This window comes from Desulfosarcina ovata subsp. ovata, from assembly GCF_009689005.1.
In the GTDB taxonomy this organism is placed as follows: Bacteria; Desulfobacterota; Desulfobacteria; order Desulfobacterales; family Desulfosarcinaceae; genus Desulfosarcina; species Desulfosarcina ovata.
On the sequence record NZ_AP021879.1, the window covers coordinates 5,736,250 to 5,755,623 of the forward strand.

Annotated in this window: 18 protein-coding genes; 17 read left to right on the plus strand and 1 reads right to left on the minus strand. The window is 56.6% G+C overall.

The features are described 5' to 3' along the window. Positions 1-21: 21 nt before the first annotated feature. From GN112_RS25060 to GN112_RS25135, 16 genes are all read left to right on the plus strand, one after another. Positions 22-1,743 (plus strand): hydantoinase B/oxoprolinase family protein, encoded by a 1,722-nt coding sequence (locus tag GN112_RS25060; RefSeq protein ID WP_155312685.1) that lies wholly within the window; start codon positions 22-24, stop codon positions 1,741-1,743. Positions 1,744-1,835: 92 nt separating this feature from the next. Continuing rightward, entirely contained in the window at positions 1,836-2,813 is a 978-nt protein-coding gene (dctP, locus tag GN112_RS25065; RefSeq protein WP_162459116.1) for a TRAP transporter substrate-binding protein DctP, read from the plus strand. A gap of 116 nt (positions 2,814-2,929) precedes the next feature. Further along, positions 2,930-3,496: a TRAP transporter small permease gene (locus GN112_RS25070; RefSeq protein WP_155312687.1), complete on the plus strand. Its 567-nt coding sequence runs from the start codon at positions 2,930-2,932 to the stop codon at positions 3,494-3,496. After that, positions 3,481-4,800: a TRAP transporter large permease gene (locus GN112_RS25075; RefSeq protein ID WP_155312688.1), complete on the plus strand. Its 1,320-nt coding sequence runs from the start codon at positions 3,481-3,483 to the stop codon at positions 4,798-4,800. The genes GN112_RS25070 and GN112_RS25075 overlap by 16 nt, the downstream gene beginning before the upstream one ends. Before the next feature lie 39 nt (positions 4,801-4,839). Beyond that, on the plus strand, positions 4,840-6,432 hold the full coding sequence (locus GN112_RS25080) for a class I adenylate-forming enzyme family protein (RefSeq protein ID WP_197743396.1): 1,593 nt from the start codon (positions 4,840-4,842) through the stop codon (positions 6,430-6,432). Further along, complete coding sequence (locus GN112_RS25085; protein ID WP_155312689.1) at positions 6,432-7,682, plus strand: 4Fe-4S binding protein; 1,251 nt, start codon at positions 6,432-6,434, stop codon at positions 7,680-7,682. Before GN112_RS25080 ends, GN112_RS25085 begins: the two co-directional genes overlap by 1 nt. 5 nt (positions 7,683-7,687) lie before the next feature. Beyond that, the gene (gene meaB / locus GN112_RS25090) at positions 7,688-8,653 is read left to right on the plus strand and encodes a methylmalonyl Co-A mutase-associated GTPase MeaB (protein WP_162459117.1); all 966 of its coding nucleotides are present in this window, start codon (positions 7,688-7,690) and stop codon (positions 8,651-8,653) included. Between the two features lie 172 nt (positions 8,654-8,825). Further along, complete coding sequence (locus GN112_RS25095; protein WP_155312691.1) at positions 8,826-9,062, plus strand: hypothetical protein; 237 nt, start codon at positions 8,826-8,828, stop codon at positions 9,060-9,062. 211 nt (positions 9,063-9,273) lie between these two features. Further along, positions 9,274-11,685, plus strand: coding sequence for a glycyl radical protein (locus GN112_RS25100; protein WP_155312692.1), 2,412 nt, complete (start codon positions 9,274-9,276; stop codon positions 11,683-11,685). Positions 11,686-11,691: 6 nt separating this feature from the next. After that, a complete protein-coding gene (locus tag GN112_RS25105) occupies positions 11,692-12,600 on the plus strand; it encodes a glycyl-radical enzyme activating protein (RefSeq protein ID WP_155312693.1) in 909 nt (302 codons plus the stop codon). Continuing rightward, entirely contained in the window at positions 12,597-13,253 is a 657-nt protein-coding gene (locus tag GN112_RS25110) for a GntR family transcriptional regulator (RefSeq protein WP_155312694.1), read from the plus strand. The genes GN112_RS25105 and GN112_RS25110 overlap by 4 nt, the downstream gene beginning before the upstream one ends. 347 nt (positions 13,254-13,600) lie before the next feature. Beyond that, positions 13,601-13,816, plus strand: a complete 216-nt coding sequence (locus GN112_RS25115; protein ID WP_155312695.1) for a hypothetical protein — start codon at positions 13,601-13,603, stop codon at positions 13,814-13,816. 26 nt (positions 13,817-13,842) lie between these two features. Continuing rightward, positions 13,843-14,094: a uroporphyrinogen decarboxylase/cobalamine-independent methonine synthase family protein gene (locus GN112_RS25120; protein ID WP_155312696.1), complete on the plus strand. Its 252-nt coding sequence runs from the start codon at positions 13,843-13,845 to the stop codon at positions 14,092-14,094. Positions 14,095-14,167: 73 nt separating this feature from the next. Further along, positions 14,168-14,617, plus strand: a complete 450-nt coding sequence (locus GN112_RS25125; protein ID WP_155312697.1) for an ATP-binding cassette domain-containing protein — start codon at positions 14,168-14,170, stop codon at positions 14,615-14,617. Positions 14,618-14,826: 209 nt separating this feature from the next. Continuing rightward, positions 14,827-15,438, plus strand: a complete 612-nt coding sequence (locus GN112_RS25130) for a hypothetical protein (protein WP_155312698.1) — start codon at positions 14,827-14,829, stop codon at positions 15,436-15,438. Positions 15,439-15,580: 142 nt separating this feature from the next. Beyond that, positions 15,581-17,239, plus strand: coding sequence for a protein adenylyltransferase SelO (locus tag GN112_RS25135; RefSeq protein WP_155312699.1), 1,659 nt, complete (start codon positions 15,581-15,583; stop codon positions 17,237-17,239). 9 nt (positions 17,240-17,248) lie between these two features. Here the strand turns inward: GN112_RS25135 and GN112_RS25140 are convergent, their stop codons facing one another. After that, positions 17,249-19,039 carry a KamA family radical SAM protein gene (locus tag GN112_RS25140; RefSeq protein ID WP_155312700.1) on the minus strand — a complete coding sequence of 597 codons (1,791 nt, stop codon included), beginning with the start codon at positions 19,037-19,039 and terminating at the stop codon, positions 17,249-17,251. On the opposite strand from GN112_RS25140, the gene GN112_RS25145 reads away from it, so the two are divergent. Further along, the gene (locus GN112_RS25145) at positions 19,020-19,292 is read left to right on the plus strand and encodes a hypothetical protein (RefSeq protein ID WP_155312701.1); all 273 of its coding nucleotides are present in this window, start codon (positions 19,020-19,022) and stop codon (positions 19,290-19,292) included. The genes GN112_RS25140 and GN112_RS25145 overlap by 20 nt on opposite strands. Positions 19,293-19,374 lie beyond the last annotated feature (82 nt).

A 19,374-nucleotide genomic window follows, 5' to 3' on the forward strand; every position in this document is an offset into this window, starting at 1 on the left:
ACATTACCTTTGGAGAATAGAATGCCTTTTAAATCAGATCCTATTACCATGCAGGTCATACGCTACGGGCTGGAGGCGGTTGCCGACGATATGGGTTACAACCTGATGCGCATGGGGCGTACGACCATTGTCAAGGAAATCATGGACATCAACTGCGGCGTGTTGGATGCAGACGGCGGTATCCTGGCCCAGGCCCATCTTTGCCCGTTGATGATGTTCAGCCTCCCCACCTCGGCAGCCCAGATGATCGAACGCCTCGACCGGATCGAGGAGGGTGATGTGATCATCTCCAACGACCCCTATCTTGGGGGGCAGCATCTTCTTGACGTGCAGTTTTTTTCCCCGGTCATTGTTGATGGCGAGAGGGTCGGTTTTGTGGCCAACATCGCCCACCAGCTGGATATGGGAGGCGCCGTACCGGGTGGCGTCGCCGGCGGTCTCACCGAAATCTACCAGGAAGGCCTGCGCATTCCTTTTGTCAAACTCTACAGGGCCGGCAAAGAGGATGATCAGATCTTCAATTTTATCTCGGCCAATATACGCATTCCGGAAAAAACAATAGAGGACTTCAGGGCCCAGGCCGCCACCACCGTTGTGGGGGTCAAGCGGGTCAAGGAACTGGTTCGAAAATACGGAGTGGACGTGTTTCATGACTGCACCCGTATGCTGACCGAATACAGTGAGGGTATTGTTCGACGATTTTTGGCCGATCTTCCGGATGGGACTTACACGGGGGTGGACTATCTGGATGACGATGGGCAGGTGGATGAACCGGTCAAGGTTCAGGTGAATGTCCACATCAAAGGCGACCAAATGAATGTGGATTTCGATGGAAGCAGCCACCAGACCAAGGGAAATGTGAACTGCCCATGGGCCTGTTCGCAAGGGGGGATTTTCTACACCATGGTTGGCATCATCGATCCCGATATCCCACTGAATTCGGGGACCTTCAACCCGATCCAGGTCACCAGCCAAAAGGGATTGATCACAAATCCCCTGCCCCCCGCAGGGGTTACCGCCCGGAGCCAGACCATGACCAAGATTACCGAGGCCATGCTGCGGGCCATGAGCGAGGTGGTTCCCGATCGGGTCGTTGCCGGTAGCCATGGCCAGGCCTGTACGAACAGCTTTTCCGGGATAAATCCCATGACAGGCAATCGCTTCCAATACATCGAGATCCAGGGGGGCGGCGCCGGGGCCCGTCCCACCAAAGACGGACCGGACGGACAGGACCTCCACCTGGGCCGGTTCATGAATACACCGGTGGAGGCCGCTGAATTGGAAAACCCGGTCACCATCGAGCGTTACGAGTTTATTCCGGATTCCGGAGGCCCCGGTAAGTTCAGGGGGGGGCTGTCGCTTCGAAGAGACATCCGCTTTCATACGGATGCCACCTGGGCCCGTTACTCGGACCGCCAGAAATTCAAGCCCCAGGGACTTTTTGGCGGGATGGAAGGCGCCATGGGGCGTTTGATTCTCAATCCCGGAACGGATCAAGAGACCGCCTGCCGCTCCAAAGGGGTAGACACCATAAGGTCGGAAGACGTCCTTAGCATCCAACTCCCGGGCAGCGGAGGCTATGGCCCGCCCGCGGAACGGGATGCGGAAGCGGTTCGACTGGATGTGATCAACGGTAAAGTGAGCAAGGCGTCGGCAGAGAAGGATTACAAGGTTTGTTTCACGGACGATATGCACGTCGATGCTCATGCTACCAATACATTAAGAATAAATTCAAAAACGTAAGAAGTGAAAAAGCGGATCTGATGGGTGTGTTCTATATGAGAGGATTCGGACACGGCGGATTTCACATATTCTATTCAATTAAGGAGGAAAATATGAAGCGATTTGTCATCACACTGTTTGCGGCACTGATCCTGTCCTGCATTTTTCTTCAAGGGCCGGTATGGGCAAAAACCAAGACCCTGAAAGCGGTGAGTTTTCTGCCCAAGGATCACCCGATGGTACAAATGGTGCACGTCTGGGTGAAACGGGTGAACGATCAGTGCGGGGACCAGATCAAGATTAACTGGACCGGTGGACCCGAAGTTATCGGAGGCTTTGATCAGGCCGAAGCCTTGCGCAATAAGGTGGTTGACCTCATCTTCAGTCCCACGTCCTATTACGCGCCCCTGATGCCCGAAGGAAATGCTTTTCCGTTATCGAAGTTGACCATGGAAGAAGAACGGAAGCCCGGAGGGTTCTATGACTTTATGGTTGAGCGGCATAAGAAGATCGGAATGATGTATATCGGGACGTGGCTTTACGATCCTTTTTATCTGCGAATCGATCACGAGATCGACTCCCTTGACGACCTTCAGGGAATCAAGATGAGGACGTCCGCGCTTTACGATCGTTTCATGAAAAAGATAGGTATCGTTCCGGTGACGGTCCAGTTTGGGGAGGTCTTCACGGCACTTGAGAGGGGACTTGTGGATGGTTTTGGCTGGGCGGTCCTCGGACCGAGGGAATGGGGATGGCTTGAAAAATGTAAATATATGATCGACATTCCCTTTTACACCCGGCAAAATACCCTTTTTCTCATGAATCTGGATGTCTGGAATAAACTGGAGAAGTCGGTTCAAGACAAGATCATGGACATCACCATAAAATTTGAACCTGAGATGCGCGACTATTTTCAGAAAAAGATAGCCGAAGAGTTCGAAACGTACGAACAACTCGGAATAAAGAGGATCCATTTTTCTCCCGAAGACGAGAAAAAATTCTTAGATGCAGCTTACGGTGCCGAGTGGGAAGATTTGGAGAAAAAGGTACCGGACTTGGTCCCGACACTCAAGAAACTTACCGGGAACTAATGGATGATTGTTTCGTTCGGAGGGGGCCTTGGCTTCCGGGGAAAATTTCCTGCCTTTGGCTCCCTTGTTTTTCATCCGGCAAGTATTCAGGATGACATGGTAACAGCAGAAGATAAATGGTTAAGGATGACTTTATGAAACGAATTGGTGCCATCTTCGATAAAGTGCTGGATGGGATGATTTTCGTGGTCGGGTGTCTGTTGATTTTTATCATGCTTTCGGTCTGTGCGGACGTGCTTTTCAGAACCTTCTTCGATACCCCCCAGATATGGGTGACCGAAGTGATTGAGGTGATGCTTCTTTATATTACTTTCCTGGGCACGGCTTGGCTGCAGCGTGAAGATGGGCACGTGTACGTGGAAATTCTGATTTCGCGATTGGATCGAGCAACGGCAAGTTTTCTAAAAATAATCAATTCGCTCATAGGTGTTTTTATCTCCAGCGTATTGACGGTCTTCGGAACATCGATCACCCTGGATTATTGTCATCGTGGAATATATACGCCTACGGCAATGGAGATTCCAGTCTGTCTGATAATCTTGGTCATTCCCTTGGGGAGTTTTCTTCTGCTGGGCCAGTTTATTCGCCAGACGGCCATCAATCTGGATCGGTTTAAGAAAGAACTCAAAATGGCTCGAAGATTAAAAAATAGTAAAGGGGGCGCGCCATGGAATGGTGGATGATTCTATGCCTGATTTTCGGTGGGCTGATGGTCCTGTTTTTCATTGGTGTTCCTGTGGCGTATTCCTTTATGTGTATCAACATCATAGGGGTCTATCTGTTATGGGGAGGTGTGGATGGGATCAATCAGCTGGTGTTGAGTATTTACCGCTCGGTATCCACCTTTTCCCTTTTGCCGGTGCCGTTGTTTATCCTGATGGGGGAAGTCATGTTCAGGGCGGGGATTGCACCCAATATGATGGATACACTGGATAAATGGCTTGGAAAAATACCGGGGCGCCTGAGCCTTATTGCAGTGGGGGGCGGAACCCTTTTTGCTACGCTGTCGGGTTCTGCAATGGCCGGTTGCGCCATGCTGGGATCGGTGCTTTTGCCCGAGATGAGGAAACGGGGGTACAGCAATACGATGAGCATCGGACCGATCCTGAGTTGCGGTGGACTGGCCATCATGATCCCACCCAGTGCCCTGGGGGTGCTGCTTGCATCCTTGAGCCGAATCTCGGTGGGGGGAATGCTGATGGCCATCATCATTCCGGGAATTATCATGGCCACGATCAAGGCGGGCTACATCATTCTAAGGGGGTATTTGCAACCGCACCTGATGCCTGCCTATGAGGTGGAGAAAGTTTCCCTCCAAGAAAAGCTTATCTTAACCTTGAAGTACATCCTGCCGCTTGGAATGATTATTTTTCTCGTTATCGGGCTCATGTTCATCGGGGTTGCCACGCCGACCGAATCCGCAGCCCTGGGCGCTTTGGGATGTTTTGTGCTGATGTTTATCTACCAGGGATTCAACCGGAAAGTGATTAAAATCGCTCAGAAGGCCATCCTGGCAACATCGCGTATAACGGTCATGATGTTCATGATTATGACCGGGGCGATTGCCTTTTCCCAGATACTGGCGTTTACCGGGGCGAGTTCAAGTCTCGTGAGCCTGGCGGGAGGCCTGGATCTTCCGCCGATCATGATCGTGATGATTATGCAGGTCATGTTGCTGTTTTTAGGGATGTTCATGGAGCCCTTGACAATCATGATGGTAACCTTGCCCATCTATATGCCCATCGTCAAGGCACTGGGATATGACCCGTTATGGTTCGGCACCATCATGTTGATCAATATGGAAATGGCGACCACAACGCCGCCCTTCGGGCTGGTTCTGTTTGTAATGAAAGGCGTTGCGCCGGAGGACACGCGCATGCAGGATATATACAAGGCCGGATTGCCATTTCTGCTTTGTGACGCGGTGACCATGTTTCTTATCATGATTTTTCCTGCGTTGGCGTTGCACTTGCCAAGCCTCATGTAATCAGTTGAACGATAGATAGAGAAAGGTAAAAAATTATCAATGCACAATTCGATGAATATAGCGTGGTGGGTTCAACGCTGGAGTAACATCCATCCGGATAAACCAGCCGTTATTTTTGAGGATCGGACCATTACCTATCAAGACCTGCACAGGCGCGTGGAAATGGCCAGTTGCTGGTTTCAACAATTGGGTATCGAAAAAGGAGACCGGGTTGCGGCGATGATGACGAACGGCCCCGAGTTTCTTGAGATTTTTCTGGCATGCTCCCGGCTGGGCGCGATTTTGGTTCCCGTCAACTTCCGCCTTACCCAACCGGAATTGGATTACACACTAAAAAATTCGTCTCCGCGCCTTTTTGTCTTCAGTGAAAAATATATGGATCCAGTGCGGGCGCTTAATCTAAGTGAAGAACTTCCACTATTAACCCTGTCGATCCATCATGCAAATCAATATCCTGCGGGTGAGGATAACGGATTTACAGACTACCATGAAGCGGTTGCCGCCTTTGAAGGCAAAACACCGCATCTCACGCCGTCCACTGGCCCGGCCGATCCCGGAGAAGCGCATGTGATCATGTATACCTCCGGAACCACCGGGCAACCCAAAGGGGCCGTTCTGCCCCATCGCAAAACGTTTTTTAACTGCCTGAACGCGGATATCTTCTATAAAATGGATTACGATGACATTATGTTGGTCGTAACCCCGCTCTTTCATTCAGGTGCACTTCTCATCCAAACGGCCCCCACCCTATACAAGGGCGCCACCCTTGTGATTCATCCGAAGTTCGATCCAAAGCGAACTTACGAAGATATCGCACGCTATCGGGTGACGAAATTTCTGGGTGTGCCCACCATCTATAGGGCTTTGCTTCGTGTTCCTCCGGCGGAGCGCAGGGACATTTCCTCTCTCAGGGTGTCTGCCATTGGAGGAGAAAAAGTCACGGTTGATCTGCTGATTGAATGTGGTAAAGCGGGTTTCCCGCTTCGGCAAGTCATGGGACAGACTGAGACATCCATCATGTTGTGGGCATCGGAAGAGGATTTCATGAAAAAAACCGGAACGCTCGGCAAACCGGTTTTTCATGCAGAGATAGACCTTATCGATAAGCAGGGAAAGCGTGTCCCGGTGGACAGTGTCGGTGAAGTCGTCGTGAAGGGGCCCATTACGATGAAGGAATACTGGCATGACCCGGCAAAGACCGAAGAGACCATGAGGCATGGCTGGCACCATACCGGCGACCTGGCAAAAAAAGATGAGGATGGTTATTTCTATCTTATGGACCGGGCCAAGGATATGTATATTTCCGGCGGTGAAAATGTCTATCCGGCCGAAGTGGAAAAAGTATTGCGCAAACATCCGAAACTCGAGGATGTGGCCGTGGCCGGCATGGCGGATTCTTTATGGGGCGAAACGGGAGTGGCTTTTATTATTCCAAAGTCCGGAAAAAAGCTGGATCCCAAAGAGCTTCTGACATTGTGCGACGGAAAGCTGGCACGGTACAAGTGGCCTAAAAAATACGTTTTTTGCGAGGAGTTCCCAAGAACCGTGTTGGGCAAAGTACAAAAACCAATTCTCGTTGAAGCCAATAAAGGCAAAGAGCAGCCGATAGAGAAGGAAGGAAATGCCCAATAGTGGATCTTTACACCAATTTTGCCGGGATTCGGTTGGAAAATCCAATTGTCGTTGCCGCCAGCGATATCGGCAATCGGGTTGACCAGATTCGGGAAGCGGAGTATTACGGCGCGGCAGCGTTCATTACCAAGGGATGCATCCCGGGGACGGATGCGGCCGGACTTAAGCGCAAACCCCGCTTTCGCGTGAATATCAAAAACGGCGCTTTTACCGGCCTGGCTGGCTTCCGCAGGCAATCCCTGGATCAGGCCCGTCATCTTATCTCCGAGGCCAAAAAAGCGTGCCGGATTCCCATTGGGGCCAATATCTTTGCCATGACGCCCAGTGAAAAGGAACTGGAATCGGTTACGCATGCCGCCAAATTGCTCTGCGAGAGCGGGGCGGATTTTATTGAACTGGACACCAGCGGTAATCTTCCTGTTCATTTTGGTGAGACGGAACGCGAGGGACGGACAGGTGAGTTTTTTGTAGATGATCGTGCCGCCAATTATCCCCGTTTCGTGTATGACACCATAAAAAGCGTCAAAGCAGTCGTGGATGTTCCGGTCATGGGCAAAGTCGCCTACGAGAACCTGAATGTGCCCGCGCTGTTAACCGCCATGGAACAGGCCGGCGTGGACATCATCGATGTGGGCAATGCCGGCGTGGGTTTGCTGCCGGGTATTATCGACATATACCATCCGGACAAAGCGAAAGGCGGTTTTGTCAGCGCAGACCGGAACCTGGCCTTATGCCTTACAGGGAACCCCTTGCGGGCGATATCTCAGGCGTATCTGATCCGCAGCGCCAAGCAGGTGCGAACGCCCATCCTCGGATGCGGCGGCATCATGAACTGGAAACATATTGTTGAAGCGATCATGTGCGGCGCAACGGCAACGGCGGTTTGTACGGCATTTATGATCCACGGGTTCGGTATCATAAAGGATATGGTTGCGGGAATACGATCCTTTATGGAGCATGAAGCATACTCCACTGTCGATGATTTTAAAGGCATCCTGGTAGGGAAAATCGCCCTGACCCCCTCTGAAGTCAGTGTCAGCGATGCCGTTGCCGTCATCGATTCGGAAAAGTGTAACGGCTGCGGCCTTTGTGCAAAACCGGCGCACTGTGGGCTCGACTATCGTGCGATTCGTTTTGAGCAGGGGAAGGCATATGTAGACAAAGACCAATGTATGGGTTGTGAGACCTGCGCCAGTATTTGTCCCTTGGGTGCAATAGAGATGGTTTTGATCGATCAACGTATTGCATGAGGCTGATGAATTTTTATCAGGACATTCTCGATGGCAGTCATCTGGCGGCCGGCCGTTTGATCAAACTGATCGAGGATGGCGATCCAAACAGCTATGGTGCACTAAAAAAGCTGTATCCCCATGGCGGCAATGCGTTCATTATCGGCATCACCGGACCGCCCGGGGCCGGTAAATCCACGCTCTTTGACCGGCTGATTGCCGAATTCAGAGCAGACGGTAAAAAAGTGGCCGTGCTGGTGTTCGACCCGACGAGCCCCCTGACCGGTGGCGCTATTTTGGGTGATCGTATCCGCATGAACCGACATAGTTCGGATTCGGGGGTGTTCATTCGTTCCCTCGCCACACGCGGCGCCTTGGGTGGCATCAGCAGGGCTGCCAAGGGGGCGACAATTGTGCTGGACGCCATGAAGCATGACGTCATCCTGATCGAAACGGCCGGCCTCGGGCAGATCGGGGCGGACATCTCACTACTTGCGCACATGACCATGGTGGTCTGTATTCCGGGGATGGGCGACGGCATGCAGGCGATTAAGGCCGGCACGCTGGAACTGGCGGATTTGTACGTCGTCAACAAAGCCGACCTCCCCGGCGCCGAGGACGTCAAGCATGATCTGGAATCCATGCTCAAGTTCAAGCTTGCATCGGACACCACCCGTCAACCGGAAATTGTCCTGACCAGTGCTACCCAAAATAGAGGCGTCGATGACCTCCGGTGCGCGATTGTATCCTTTCAGCAGCGTATCAAGGGCGATCCGCGGCTTTCGGAAAGGACCCGCCATCAGACCACCCGGTACCTGGAACAGCTGATCAAGGAGTTGGCAGCCGACTGTTTCTGGTGTAACATCCGGTCCAGTCAAGCATTTCTGAACGCGCTGACAGCCGTTGAAACCCTTCAAACCGATCCCTATTCGGCTGCCCGGGATATCGTGAGCCGTTTATTGGAAGGGGGGTTAAAAAATCCGGACAGATGAGTCAATTGACTGCGGTCGAACCGGAACCTGTCCGCATCAAACACGAACTGAGGGAGGTGAACGCTGTTGAGTGGACCTGGAATGGACAAAGACATTTCCGAATTGTTAAAATTCACCCCTGTTATCGACGGTCACTACCCACGCGTCAGCGCTTTTGCCCGTGAACATGCGGATGGGGTTTCCTCTGTTCAAACCCCTTGTGTTTGATGGGGTCAACGACTCGCTGTTTAAGCCTTTCGACCTCCTGGGGAATGCTCACATGGAGTATATTCGCTATCGGGGGGAGTTTGCCGACCTTCCCATTGAGCGCATCAAAAATACCTTCCGGAAGTACTATACACCGATGACGGATCTTGCAGTAAGCGATTTTGATAAGGAAGCGGAGATAGAGAACCCGGATCCATCCTGAACATATTTAGTGTCCATCCAGAAATGACCAATCTGCTTATTTCTGGATGGACACTAATTAAAAGCGGTCACCCTGGATGACAGCCACAAAAGGCTTGACAGAGATCGTATACGATTTTAATAGACATCTATAAATCGTATACGATTTTGGCGCGGCCGCGGATTGTCGGCGGCTGCGTGGCAGCCGATCATCAAACGCCAGGAGGACCCCCATGGCCACAGTTGTGGAATTCAAGCCGACCGACGGTTACACCGAGCGGGATGAGCGCACGGCCCGCATCGTCGGGCAATACAATGACGCCGATCCTTTCGTCTGCATCGTGCGTGCCCGCGCCGTGACCGAATCCTTTGCCGAAAACGACGGCGCCCCGGCGATCATCAAGAAAGCCCGGGCGTTCAAGAAAATCTGTCAGCGGATACCGGTCCGGATCTACGACGACGAGCTGATTGTGGGGGCGTCGGGCGCCCACCGCCGCTCGGCCGGCGTGAGCCCCGAAATTTCCTGGCAGTGGATCCGGGATGAACTGCCCACCATCGATAAACGGGGCCAGGATCCCTACACCATCGACGCGGCCGATCGCAGCGAGCTGATGGAGACGATCCTGCCCTTCTGGAAGGGCCGCTCCATCGAAGAGGCGTTTCTGGCGCGCCTGCCCGAACAGACGGCGGTGATTGCCGTTGACACGGGCATCGTGGACAACGACTCCAAATGGCGTTGCGCCGTGGGGGAGGTGACCCCGGATTACGCGGACATCCTGTTCAAAAAGGGATTTGCCGGCATCATCAGCGATGCGCGCCGCCATCTGGCCGACCTGGACCTGACGACGGCCGGGGATATTGATAAGGCCGACTTCTATCATGCGGCCATCACCTGCGCCGAAGGGATCATCACTCTCGGTGAACGCTATGCCAGGGAAGCCGGGCGGCTGGCCGAAACGGCCGTTGACCCCGAGCGCCAGGCAGAACTGCTGCGCATCGCCGAAAACTGCCGCCGCGTGCCCGGTTACCCACCGGAGAACTTCTGGCAGGCCGTGCAGATGCTCTGGCTGGTCCAGCTGGGCAACGCCCTGTTCGAAAATGCCGTGGCCCTCAACATCGGGCGTTTCGATCAGTTCATGTTCCCCTTTTACCAACGCGACCTGGAGAGCGGGGCGATTACCCCAAAAGCGGCCCAGACCCTGATCAACTGCCTGTGGGTAAAACTGTCCGAGTGGATCTGGTTCGTTTCCAAAAACACGGCCAGCTACTTTGCCGGCTACAACGCCTTTCAGAACCTGACCGTCGGCGGCAGGAAAACCGACGGCACCGACGGGACCAACGATCTGACCTTCATGTGCCTTGCGGCAACCAATCAGGTGCGCTCCCACCAGCCGGGCCTGAGTGTGCGCATTCATCCGGACTGCCCACCCGAGCTGCTTTACCAAGTCTGCGAACTGGTGCGCGAAGGTACCGGCTTTCCCGCCATCCACAACGATCGGGTGGGCGCCCAGATGCTCACTGCCGTGGGCCTTTCCCCCGAGGATGCCATGGACTGGAGCAACTGCGGCTGCGTGGTGCCCCATTCGCGCAAGATCAGCGAATGGACGTCGGCCTGCAATATCAACCTGGCCGCCGGCGTCGAATTCGTGCTCACCAACGGGGTCAGCCGCATTCACGAAAAGCCCATGGGATTGGCCACCGGCGGCCTGGAGACGCTGATCGACTTCGCTACGGTCAAGGAGAACTACTTCCGGCAGCTGGCCCACATGATCCGCCATGGGGTGACGGCCACCCTGGTGGCCCAGCAGGTCCAGGCCGAGCTGGCGCCGCGGCCCTTTTTCTCTCTTTTCACCGACGGCTGCATGGAGAGCGGCTGCGACCTGGTCCAGGGCGGGGCCCGCTACCGGGTGGGGCCGGTATTGACCGGTATCGGCATTGCCGACACGGCCAACGCCCTGGCGGCCATCAAGACCTTGATATTCGACGAAAAGACCACCGATATGGCCACCCTGGCCGAGGCCCTGGAGAAGAACTGGGCGGGATACGAGGACCTGCGCCAGAAGGCCCTGGCCTGTCCCAAGTTCGGCAATGACGACGACCGGGTGGATCATTTGGCCATCGAGATCAGCGATTTCTACCACCGCGAGATCAGCCGCTACCGGGATATCTACGGCGCCTGTTTCAACTCGGCCTTCATGGGCATTTCCAACTACATTCCGGCGGGCAAGGCCGTGGGGGCCACCCCTTGCGGCCGGCACAGCGGCGATCCGCTTACCGAGGGGTGCTCGCCCCATGCGGGCACGGACACCACCAGCCCCACGGCGGCCATGCGCTCCACGGCCAAGATCAACCACGGCCGCCACTCCGGCGGCACCCTGCTCAACATCAAGCTCTCGCCGGAAACGCTCCGCACGCGCCAGGATCTCAACAAGCTGGCCGCCCTGATCCGCGGCTACTTCGAGCTGGACGCGTTTCACGTACAGTTCAATGTCTTCGACCGCGAGACCCTTTTGGCCGCCCAACAGACCCCGGAGGCATACAAGCACCTTCTGGTGCGGGTGGCCGGTTACAGTGCCCGTTTCGTGACCCTCTCGCGGGAGGTGCAGGATGCCATCATCCAGCGCACCGCCTATGAGAATTTCTGAGATTCCATGCTGTTCAACGTTCAGCGCTGGAGTTTGCACGACGGCCCGGGCATCCGCACGACCCTGTTTTTCAAGGGCTGCCCGCTGCGCTGCCGCTGGTGCAGCAATCCCGAATCCTGGTCCTTTGACAGTCAGCTGCTCTTCTTCCGACAGCGTTGCAGCGGCTGCGGGGCCTGCGTCGAGGCCTGCCCCCAGGGGGCCAGTCAGATTGTCGATGGGCGGGCGGTGCTCGATCGCAGCCGATGTACGGGCTGCGGACAGTGCGTGGCCGCCTGTTCCTCGACCGCCCGGGAAGTCGTCGGCCTGGATCTGCCGGTGGCCGACATCCTGCGTCTCCTCCGGCGCGATGCGGTCTTTTATCGCAGTTCGGGTGGCGGGGTCACCTTTTCCGGCGGCGAACCCTTTGCCCAACCGGGCTTGCTGGGGCAGATCACAGAGGGGTGCGCCGTGGCCGGCATCCCCATGGCCGTGGAAACCTCCGGTTTTTTCGATCTGGACGATGTCCACGCGATCCTGGACGAGATCGACACCATCCACGTCGATCTCAAGCACACCGACGATGCCGTGCATCGCCGTTTGACCGGTGTCTCCAACCGGCTGATCATCGATAATATCAATCGCCTGGACACGATGGGCCGCCGTCTGACCTTGCGGATTCCCCTGGTCCACGGCCTGACCGACGACGCATCCAATATCGACGGCATCATTCGTCTGTGCCGGCGCTTGCAGCATCTGGCCGGTATCGAACTGCTTGCCTACCATCCGCTGGGGGCGGGGAAGTATGCCGGGCTGGATCTGCCATACGACTCCAGTCAGGCCGCGCCCGCGCCGGAGGCCATGCAACGGATGATCCATCGGATGCGGGATCACCATCTGAACGCCAGCTGGGTCGGTGATCTCGGGGAGAGACAATGAACGCGATACCGATCTCTCTGCACCAAGCGGCCGGCAGCACCGCCGACCGGATTGTCGGCGCCCTGCGTACCCGGATTCTGCAGGGGCGTTACCCGGCCAACGCCCCCTTGCGCCAGGACACACTGGCCGAAGAACTCGGGGTCAGCAAAATCCCTTTGCGCGAGGCCCTGGTGCAGCTCAAGGCCGAAGGGTTGGTGGCCTTTGTGCCCAACCGGGGATTCGTGGTCTCAGCGGTGTCGGCCGCCGAGGTCGGGGAGATCTACGCCATGCGTGTGGCCCTGGAGACCCTGGCCCTGGAGACGGCCATTCCCCGGCTCACCGAGGACGCGCTAAGCCGCGCCGGGGCCGTGCTGGACGATATCGACCGGGGTGCGGACAAGGCCCAGTGGGGCGAGTTGAACTGGCAGTTCCACGCTACCCTCTACCAGGCGGCCGGCATGCCGCTTCTCCTGGGTACCATCCAATCCCTGCACAACAATGTGCTGCGTTATCTGATCATCTACCTGGACCACCTTGCGGCCTCCACCCGTTCCAAGGCGCAGCACCGGGAGATTCTGGCGGCCTGCCGGGCGGGAAAGATCCGGCAGGCCAAAACCGTGTTGACCCGCCACCTTGAAGAGGCCTCGGCGCATCTGGTTGCCCTGCTTTCCTGATGGGAACAAAGATTGACGGATTCGTAAGAAGTCCGATATCGGCGTTACGCGTATCCTTCGTCACTGCGGCGTACGCTCAGTACGCTGCCTACGGCACCCGCGGTTGCGGTATTCTCAGGATTCGCAAGCCTTGATCTCGGGCTTCTTACGAATCCTTCTGAACGGCGAATTTTTACAGAGATTCTCAATCAACCAGTAGCAGGTCTAAACCGTGGTTCAATGTGCCCATGGCGCATTGAAAATTTGAGCAGTTTTACCAATTGCGATCGGTCATTTTCGTGTTTTATTAATACTCATCTTGAGTGCTTGCCCCCTTTCCGGCGCCACCGAAATCACCAAGGGAGCGAATGCCATTGCAATCTCCGCCGACCACGCCATTTCAGCCCCAGGCGGCAGCCACCGGAATTGGAAGCCTGCCTTTCACGGATACCCAAACGGCACTCTCCCTGATTGCAGAGCACCTGCCTGAAATTCCTCATTGGCCGCAGCTGCCCCAGCGCGGCCGGTGTGAGCATTTCATTCACCAGTTCCTGCAGCCCATGGTGGCCTGCGGCGATTTCTGAAAGCAGGGGGCGTGGTGGCCTGGGGCATGGTTCCGACCCTCGATGATCCCTATAACGTTACGGTTGAAGGGTTGCACCAGCGCCTGATGGCACTATGGGCGCGCCTCTTTGGGGACCATCCGGACCGGGAGACCTTAATCCGTCAGAGCCTGATTACGCCCGCCTGCGGGTTGGGGCTGCTCACGTCCCGGAAAGCCGGGCGGATCTACCGACTCACATCCGGACTTTCCCGCCGGCTGCGCGAACAGGAGCGGGTCGAGTTTGCGCCACTCCTTTAATGGGATAGACAAGAACGTCAGCTTAGGGCTCCTTAAGGTTCACTTCTAATCCGCCTTCGCGGCAGGAGCGCCAATGCTTGAGGTCAGCAATGTAACCAAACGTTTCGGGGGCATCAAGGCCGTGGCCGAATGCACCCTCGATGTTGCCGAAGGAACGATCACCGGCCTCATCGGGCCCAACGGGGCCGGGAAAACCACCCTGTTCAACCTCATTACCGGCCATTACCGACCGGACAGCGGACGGATTCGTTATCAGGGGCGGCGGATCGATGGATTGCGGCCGGACCAGATTTTCCATCGCAAAATGTACCGCACGTTTCAGATCACGCGTGAATTCGCGCAAATGACCGTTTTGGAGAATCTCATGCTGATTCCCGGGCACCAGGTCGGCGAGGCGAGCTGGAACATCTGGTTTCGTTACTCGATATCAAGACGTGCGAAACATCCATCCGGATGCCCATGCTTGACACGCCGGGGATCAACTGTTGCGCCTAACGTGGATATCGGGCAAATCGGCCAATAGTGGATCGCGTCAAGATCAGCACCGACGGAGCCGCTGATAAAAATGAGGAATTATGGAATTTTTGTGGTGATCGGCAAAGTCGTCTTATTTTGGACATTCAATCGTTGAGAAGTCGGGAAAAATGGATTAAGAAGAAGTGTTTCCGCCAGCATTGGCGCGTCTGTTCGATCCATATTGACCGGTAACCCCCTTTTGTATGGCGTACGATAATGAAAACGATCCGTTTCCTGATATGTTGGCTGTCGGTATGCTGGATTGCCGGCGGGATAAGTGCCCAACCCCTGATGGCCCAGGATGCAGCCGTTGACCCGCTGATCAGCCTCACGGTAAAAGACCAGCCCCTGGGTGAGGTGCTGGACACCCTTGCCGCCGAGACCGGTTATCAGTTCAAACTCAACAGCCAGTGGGAAGATTGGCCGGTCAGTGCCACCATCGGGAATCTGCCTTTGGAAAAGGGTCTCAAACGGCTTCTGCGCAGTCTGAACCACACGATCATCTGGGAATCGGACAATGTGGTGACCATTATGGTATACGGAAAAACCGATCCCGGCGGCACCGGCCCGGCGGTGTCGTTTGCATCGCCCCCCCAAGCCGAGCCGCAAGAACCGGTGCCGGCGCCGGATGATGAGCAAGTTGAAGATGAGGAAACCGATGAAACGCCGGAGGAGGCCGCCGAGGGTGACGTCGCCGACCCGGATGAATCCGCCGATGAGAAGCGCCCCATGCGTGTGGGCCGGCCCGGCAATCCCCCACGCGCTTCGGGAACGCCACAGACTCCCGGGGCGGTTGAACCACCGGCTGTCGAAGTGGATCAGGAATAGTCCCCCCCCCCAACAGGTCAATCGCAAATGTGATCGGCCCTGTTCCCCCCATTCATTGCACGCCCCTGACGGATGCTTATCTTATTCGGAGTTTGACCGCGTTGTAAGATGCGCCTGATTCCCAAACATAAGGAGGCGTTCCATGAACCTGAACGATTCAGCGGCGGTGTCCGCTTACCAATATCCATCTTCCCCGCCGGCAGAAGGGCTGGATGACCTGCTTTTTGACAACCGCTTTGTCCGCGAACTGCCCGCTGACCCGGAACCGGCCAACCGGCGCCGCCAGGTCCAGGGTGCCTGCTACTCCCGGGTCAGCCCGACACCGGTAAGCGCGCCCCGGCTGGTGGCGTTTTCGCGGGAGATGGCCCAAGAGCTGGGGCTTTCCGAAGAGGACTGCCGGTCGGACCGGTTTTCCCGCGTGTTTACCGGAAATGAATTGCTGCCCGGCATGCAGCCCTATGCCATGTGCTATGGCGGGCATCAGTTCGGCCATTGGGCCGGCCAGCTGGGCGACGGCCGGGCCATCAACCTGGGTGAGGTGGTCAACCGGGATGGCCGGCGCTGGGTCCTGCAACTGAAAGGGGCCGGCCCGACGCCGTATTCGCGGACCGCCGACGGGCTGGCCGTACTGCGTTCGTCGATCCGTGAATTTTTATGCAGTGAAGCCATGTTTCACCTGGGGGTGCCCACCACCCGGGCCCTGAGTCTGACCCTGACCGGTGAGCCGGTGGAGCGGGACATGTTCTACGATGGCCATCCCAAAATGGAGCCCGGAGCGGTGGTCTGCCGGGTGGCCCCATCCTTTATCCGTTTCGGCAGTTTTCAGATCCATGCGTCCCGCGGAGAGGAAGCCTTGCTGAAACAGTTGGTGGATTACACCATCCGCACCGATTTTCCCGAACTGGGCGAGCCCGGCCCCGATACCTATCTCGAATGGTTCAACACGGTGTGCCGCCGAACCGCCGACATGATCGTTCACTGGATGCGGGTGGGCTTTGTTCACGGGGTGATGAACACCGACAACATGTCCATTCTGGGGCTGACCATCGATTATGGTCCCTACGGCTGGTTGGAAAATTATGATCCCGGCTGGACCCCCAACACCACTGATGCCGGTGGCCGCCGCTACCGTTTTGGTCATCAGCCGGCCATTGCCAGCTGGAATCTGGGGCAGCTGGCCAATACCATCTATCCCCTGATCGGACAGGTGGAACCTCTGGAGGCGGCCCTGGCCGAGTACGCGCGGCACTATCAGGCCGGCTGGCAGGCGATGATGGCCGGCAAGCTGGGGTTGACGGCCTACGAAGCGGACACCGACCGGCCGCTGATCGATGAACTGCTTGCGATTCTCCCTATCGCCGAAACCGACATGACCCTCTTTTTCCGCCGGCTGGCCCGGCTTGATCCGGCCCAACCGGCGTTAAAAGACGCCCCCGATGATTTTATTCCCGACGACCTGATGGTGGCCTATTATGTTCCCGGGCAGATCACGGCCGACTTGCGCGGCCGGACCGGCAGATGGCTGAAAACCTATCTGGCGCGACTCCGGCGCGACGGCTTGCCCCAGGCGGTCCGGCGCCGGCGCATGAACGCGGTGAATCCCAAGTATGTGCTGCGCAACTACCTTGCCCAACTGGCCATTGACAAGGCCGAAACCGGTGATTTCTCGCTGGTCCGGGAGCTGCTCGACCTGCTGCGGCATCCTTACGATGCGCAGCCGGAAAAGGAGGCCTTTGCCGACAGGCGGCCGGATTGGGCGCGCCACCGGCCCGGGTGCTCGATGCTCTCCTGCAGTTCCTGAGGAAGATGATCAGTAATAATACCAGATGGTCTCGTAGTCATACACGTTCTCCCCGATGGCGTCGAGCCGGATCAGGTAGTCGAGAATGGGAACATCTTCGCTCAGGTGCGTCTTCACCGGTCTGGAGATGTTTTTCTCCCAGGGATGGAATTCGTACAGCCGGGATCCGTCGGGCAGGATGGAGATCAGATCGCGGTGGACATTGGCCCGCAGATAGTTTTTGCCCAGGCCGGGAACGTTGTAGACCGCCTCGTCGGTTCGGGAGAGGCCCGGCAGAAGGCGCGTCTCCTCCTTTTGCTCCTGGAGCAGCCGGGCGATGGGGACCCGGTACTCCATGGTCTCCTCTTTGCCCTTGGTATTGAAGGTGTAGTAGGGATCGATGCCGATACGGGTGAGCGTACGGCGCAGGAAGGCGGCTTCGAAGCGGCGTGAGGCGAAAAAGGTGAAGACGAGCTGATTGTAGACCGGGATGCCCCGGGTGCGTAGCCGATTCACGGCGGCGGCCGTATCCGGTGTGATTTCGTAGCTGTGCTGGGCATGGGTGACCAGTGCCACCTGGCGGCGTCCGTTTTCCCGGTAGCGGACCAGGATGTCCGCCAGGGCGTCGGTGATGCGCATGGGCAGAGTGACCGGTGTGCGGCTGCCGATGCGGATCCGTTCTACCGCCGGAATGGAGGCGATTTGGCCCAGGATGGCGTCGATCTCACTGTCGCTCATGGCCAGGGGATCGCCGCCGGTCACCAGCACTTCGTGGATCGCCGGATGCGCCCGGATCCACTCCACCGCGGCATCGATTTTCTTCTGGGACGCCATGGCACCCGGTTCCATGGCATCGTCGATCTCCCAGTTTCGCTGGCAGTAAACACAGATCTGCGGGCAGGTGTTGAAGGGCTTGAAAATGCAGATCGACGGATAGCGGCGGGTGATCAGGTCGATGGGCGAGGTGTCCGCTTCAAGCATGAAATCCAGGCAATGCCCGAAGCGCTGGGCCTCGGCCATTTTTTCCACATAGTTCAGGGACGGCATTACCTGGGCGCGGATAGCCCGGTCATGCCCGCTGGCCTCGGCGTCGTCCATCAGGGAAAGATAATAGGGCGTGATGCCAAACGGCAGCCCGTTGGCCCGGGCCATCTGAATGGCCTTGTATTCCGCATCGCTCAGCGTCAACAGGCGGGCGATCTCATCGGGTTCGCGCAGAATATGGTCCACCTGCCAGTTCCAGTCGTTCCAATCGTCTGTGGAACCCTGCATGCTCGAGCAGATGTGCTGCTGGCGGGCCCGCCGCCGCTCCACCGATGCATCGTCCAGGCCCGATATGTATTTGGCCGTGCGCAGGTTCACTTCGGCGTACAGATCGTCCAGCTGCAGGGAGCGTTCCAGGGCGGCCTCGCGATTTTCGTAACGACTGGGAATCAGATGCAGGTCGGCCAGTGCCGACCCCGGGCCGCGCCCCTGAAGCCCCAAAAACAGGTAGAGCAGTTCGGCGTAAAAGGCCGGTGTCAGATCCGGCCGGTCATGCCCCCGGGCGATATCGAAGATGGCCCGGGCCACCGAGAAGCGCGCCATGTCTTCACTGCGCCGGGTCATCAGCCGGATCAGAACCTTGGCACAGTCACGCACCCGGATGATGGATCCCTCAGAGAGGACATCGTAGTCATCAAAGGCGTCGAACATCATATCGTTGGCCATTCGCGCCAGGCTGGCCCGAAGATCGTCCACCGACGCGGTATGCCTGGCAATGGCAAAGATTTCGGGCGCCTTGGCCTGAAGGTAGGTCGGATTGAATTTTGACGTTTCCATTATCGTTTTCCTCTTTCTGCCTGAAATGGATGGCGATCACCGGGATGTCGGCGGTGGTGGCCGCTTTCCCATAACCGTGATCGCTTACCAGCGTTCCTGTGGGATTGCTGGAAGGAAGGTGGGTGAATTAATTATAGCAGAACGGGAACTGCAGGGGAACCGCATTTGGATGTATTCTTGGTGGTGGTATGATCAGAACAGAAAACCACCATTCCGATTCAATCAATGCCAAATAAGGGCGAATGTCAATTGAAGGATCGGATCGATTATAAATGGATAGAATGCCACCAGTTGTCATTTTTCATTGGACATTTGACATTCTTAACCCGTCGCTA

What these genes read in the sequence shown, in the direction of transcription:
- GN112_RS25060 (WP_155312685.1), top strand. Translation starts at nt 22, where the DNA reads ATGCCTTTTAAATCAGATCCTATTACCATGCAGGTCATACGCTACGGG.
- dctP (WP_162459116.1), top strand. Translation starts at nt 1,836, where the DNA reads ATGAAGCGATTTGTCATCACACTGTTTGCGGCACTGATCCTGTCCTGC.
- GN112_RS25070 (WP_155312687.1), top strand. Translation starts at nt 2,930, where the DNA reads ATGGTTAAGGATGACTTTATGAAACGAATTGGTGCCATCTTCGATAAA.
- GN112_RS25075 (WP_155312688.1), top strand. Translation starts at nt 3,481, where the DNA reads ATGGAATGGTGGATGATTCTATGCCTGATTTTCGGTGGGCTGATGGTC.
- GN112_RS25080 (WP_197743396.1), top strand. Translation starts at nt 4,840, where the DNA reads ATGCACAATTCGATGAATATAGCGTGGTGGGTTCAACGCTGGAGTAAC.
- meaB (WP_162459117.1), top strand. Translation starts at nt 7,688, where the DNA reads ATGAATTTTTATCAGGACATTCTCGATGGCAGTCATCTGGCGGCCGGC.
- GN112_RS25095 (WP_155312691.1), top strand. Translation starts at nt 8,826, where the DNA reads ATGGGGTTTCCTCTGTTCAAACCCCTTGTGTTTGATGGGGTCAACGAC.
- GN112_RS25100 (WP_155312692.1), top strand. Translation starts at nt 9,274, where the DNA reads ATGGCCACAGTTGTGGAATTCAAGCCGACCGACGGTTACACCGAGCGG.
- GN112_RS25105 (WP_155312693.1), top strand. Translation starts at nt 11,692, where the DNA reads ATGCTGTTCAACGTTCAGCGCTGGAGTTTGCACGACGGCCCGGGCATC.
- GN112_RS25110 (WP_155312694.1), top strand. Translation starts at nt 12,597, where the DNA reads ATGAACGCGATACCGATCTCTCTGCACCAAGCGGCCGGCAGCACCGCC.
- GN112_RS25115 (WP_155312695.1), top strand. Translation starts at nt 13,601, where the DNA reads ATGCCATTGCAATCTCCGCCGACCACGCCATTTCAGCCCCAGGCGGCA.
- GN112_RS25120 (WP_155312696.1), top strand. Translation starts at nt 13,843, where the DNA reads ATGGTTCCGACCCTCGATGATCCCTATAACGTTACGGTTGAAGGGTTG.
- GN112_RS25125 (WP_155312697.1), top strand. Translation starts at nt 14,168, where the DNA reads ATGCTTGAGGTCAGCAATGTAACCAAACGTTTCGGGGGCATCAAGGCC.
- GN112_RS25130 (WP_155312698.1), top strand. Translation starts at nt 14,827, where the DNA reads ATGAAAACGATCCGTTTCCTGATATGTTGGCTGTCGGTATGCTGGATT.
- GN112_RS25135 (WP_155312699.1), top strand. Translation starts at nt 15,581, where the DNA reads ATGAACCTGAACGATTCAGCGGCGGTGTCCGCTTACCAATATCCATCT.
- GN112_RS25140 (WP_155312700.1), bottom strand. Translation starts at nt 19,039, where the DNA reads ATGGAAACGTCAAAATTCAATCCGACCTACCTTCAGGCCAAGGCGCCC.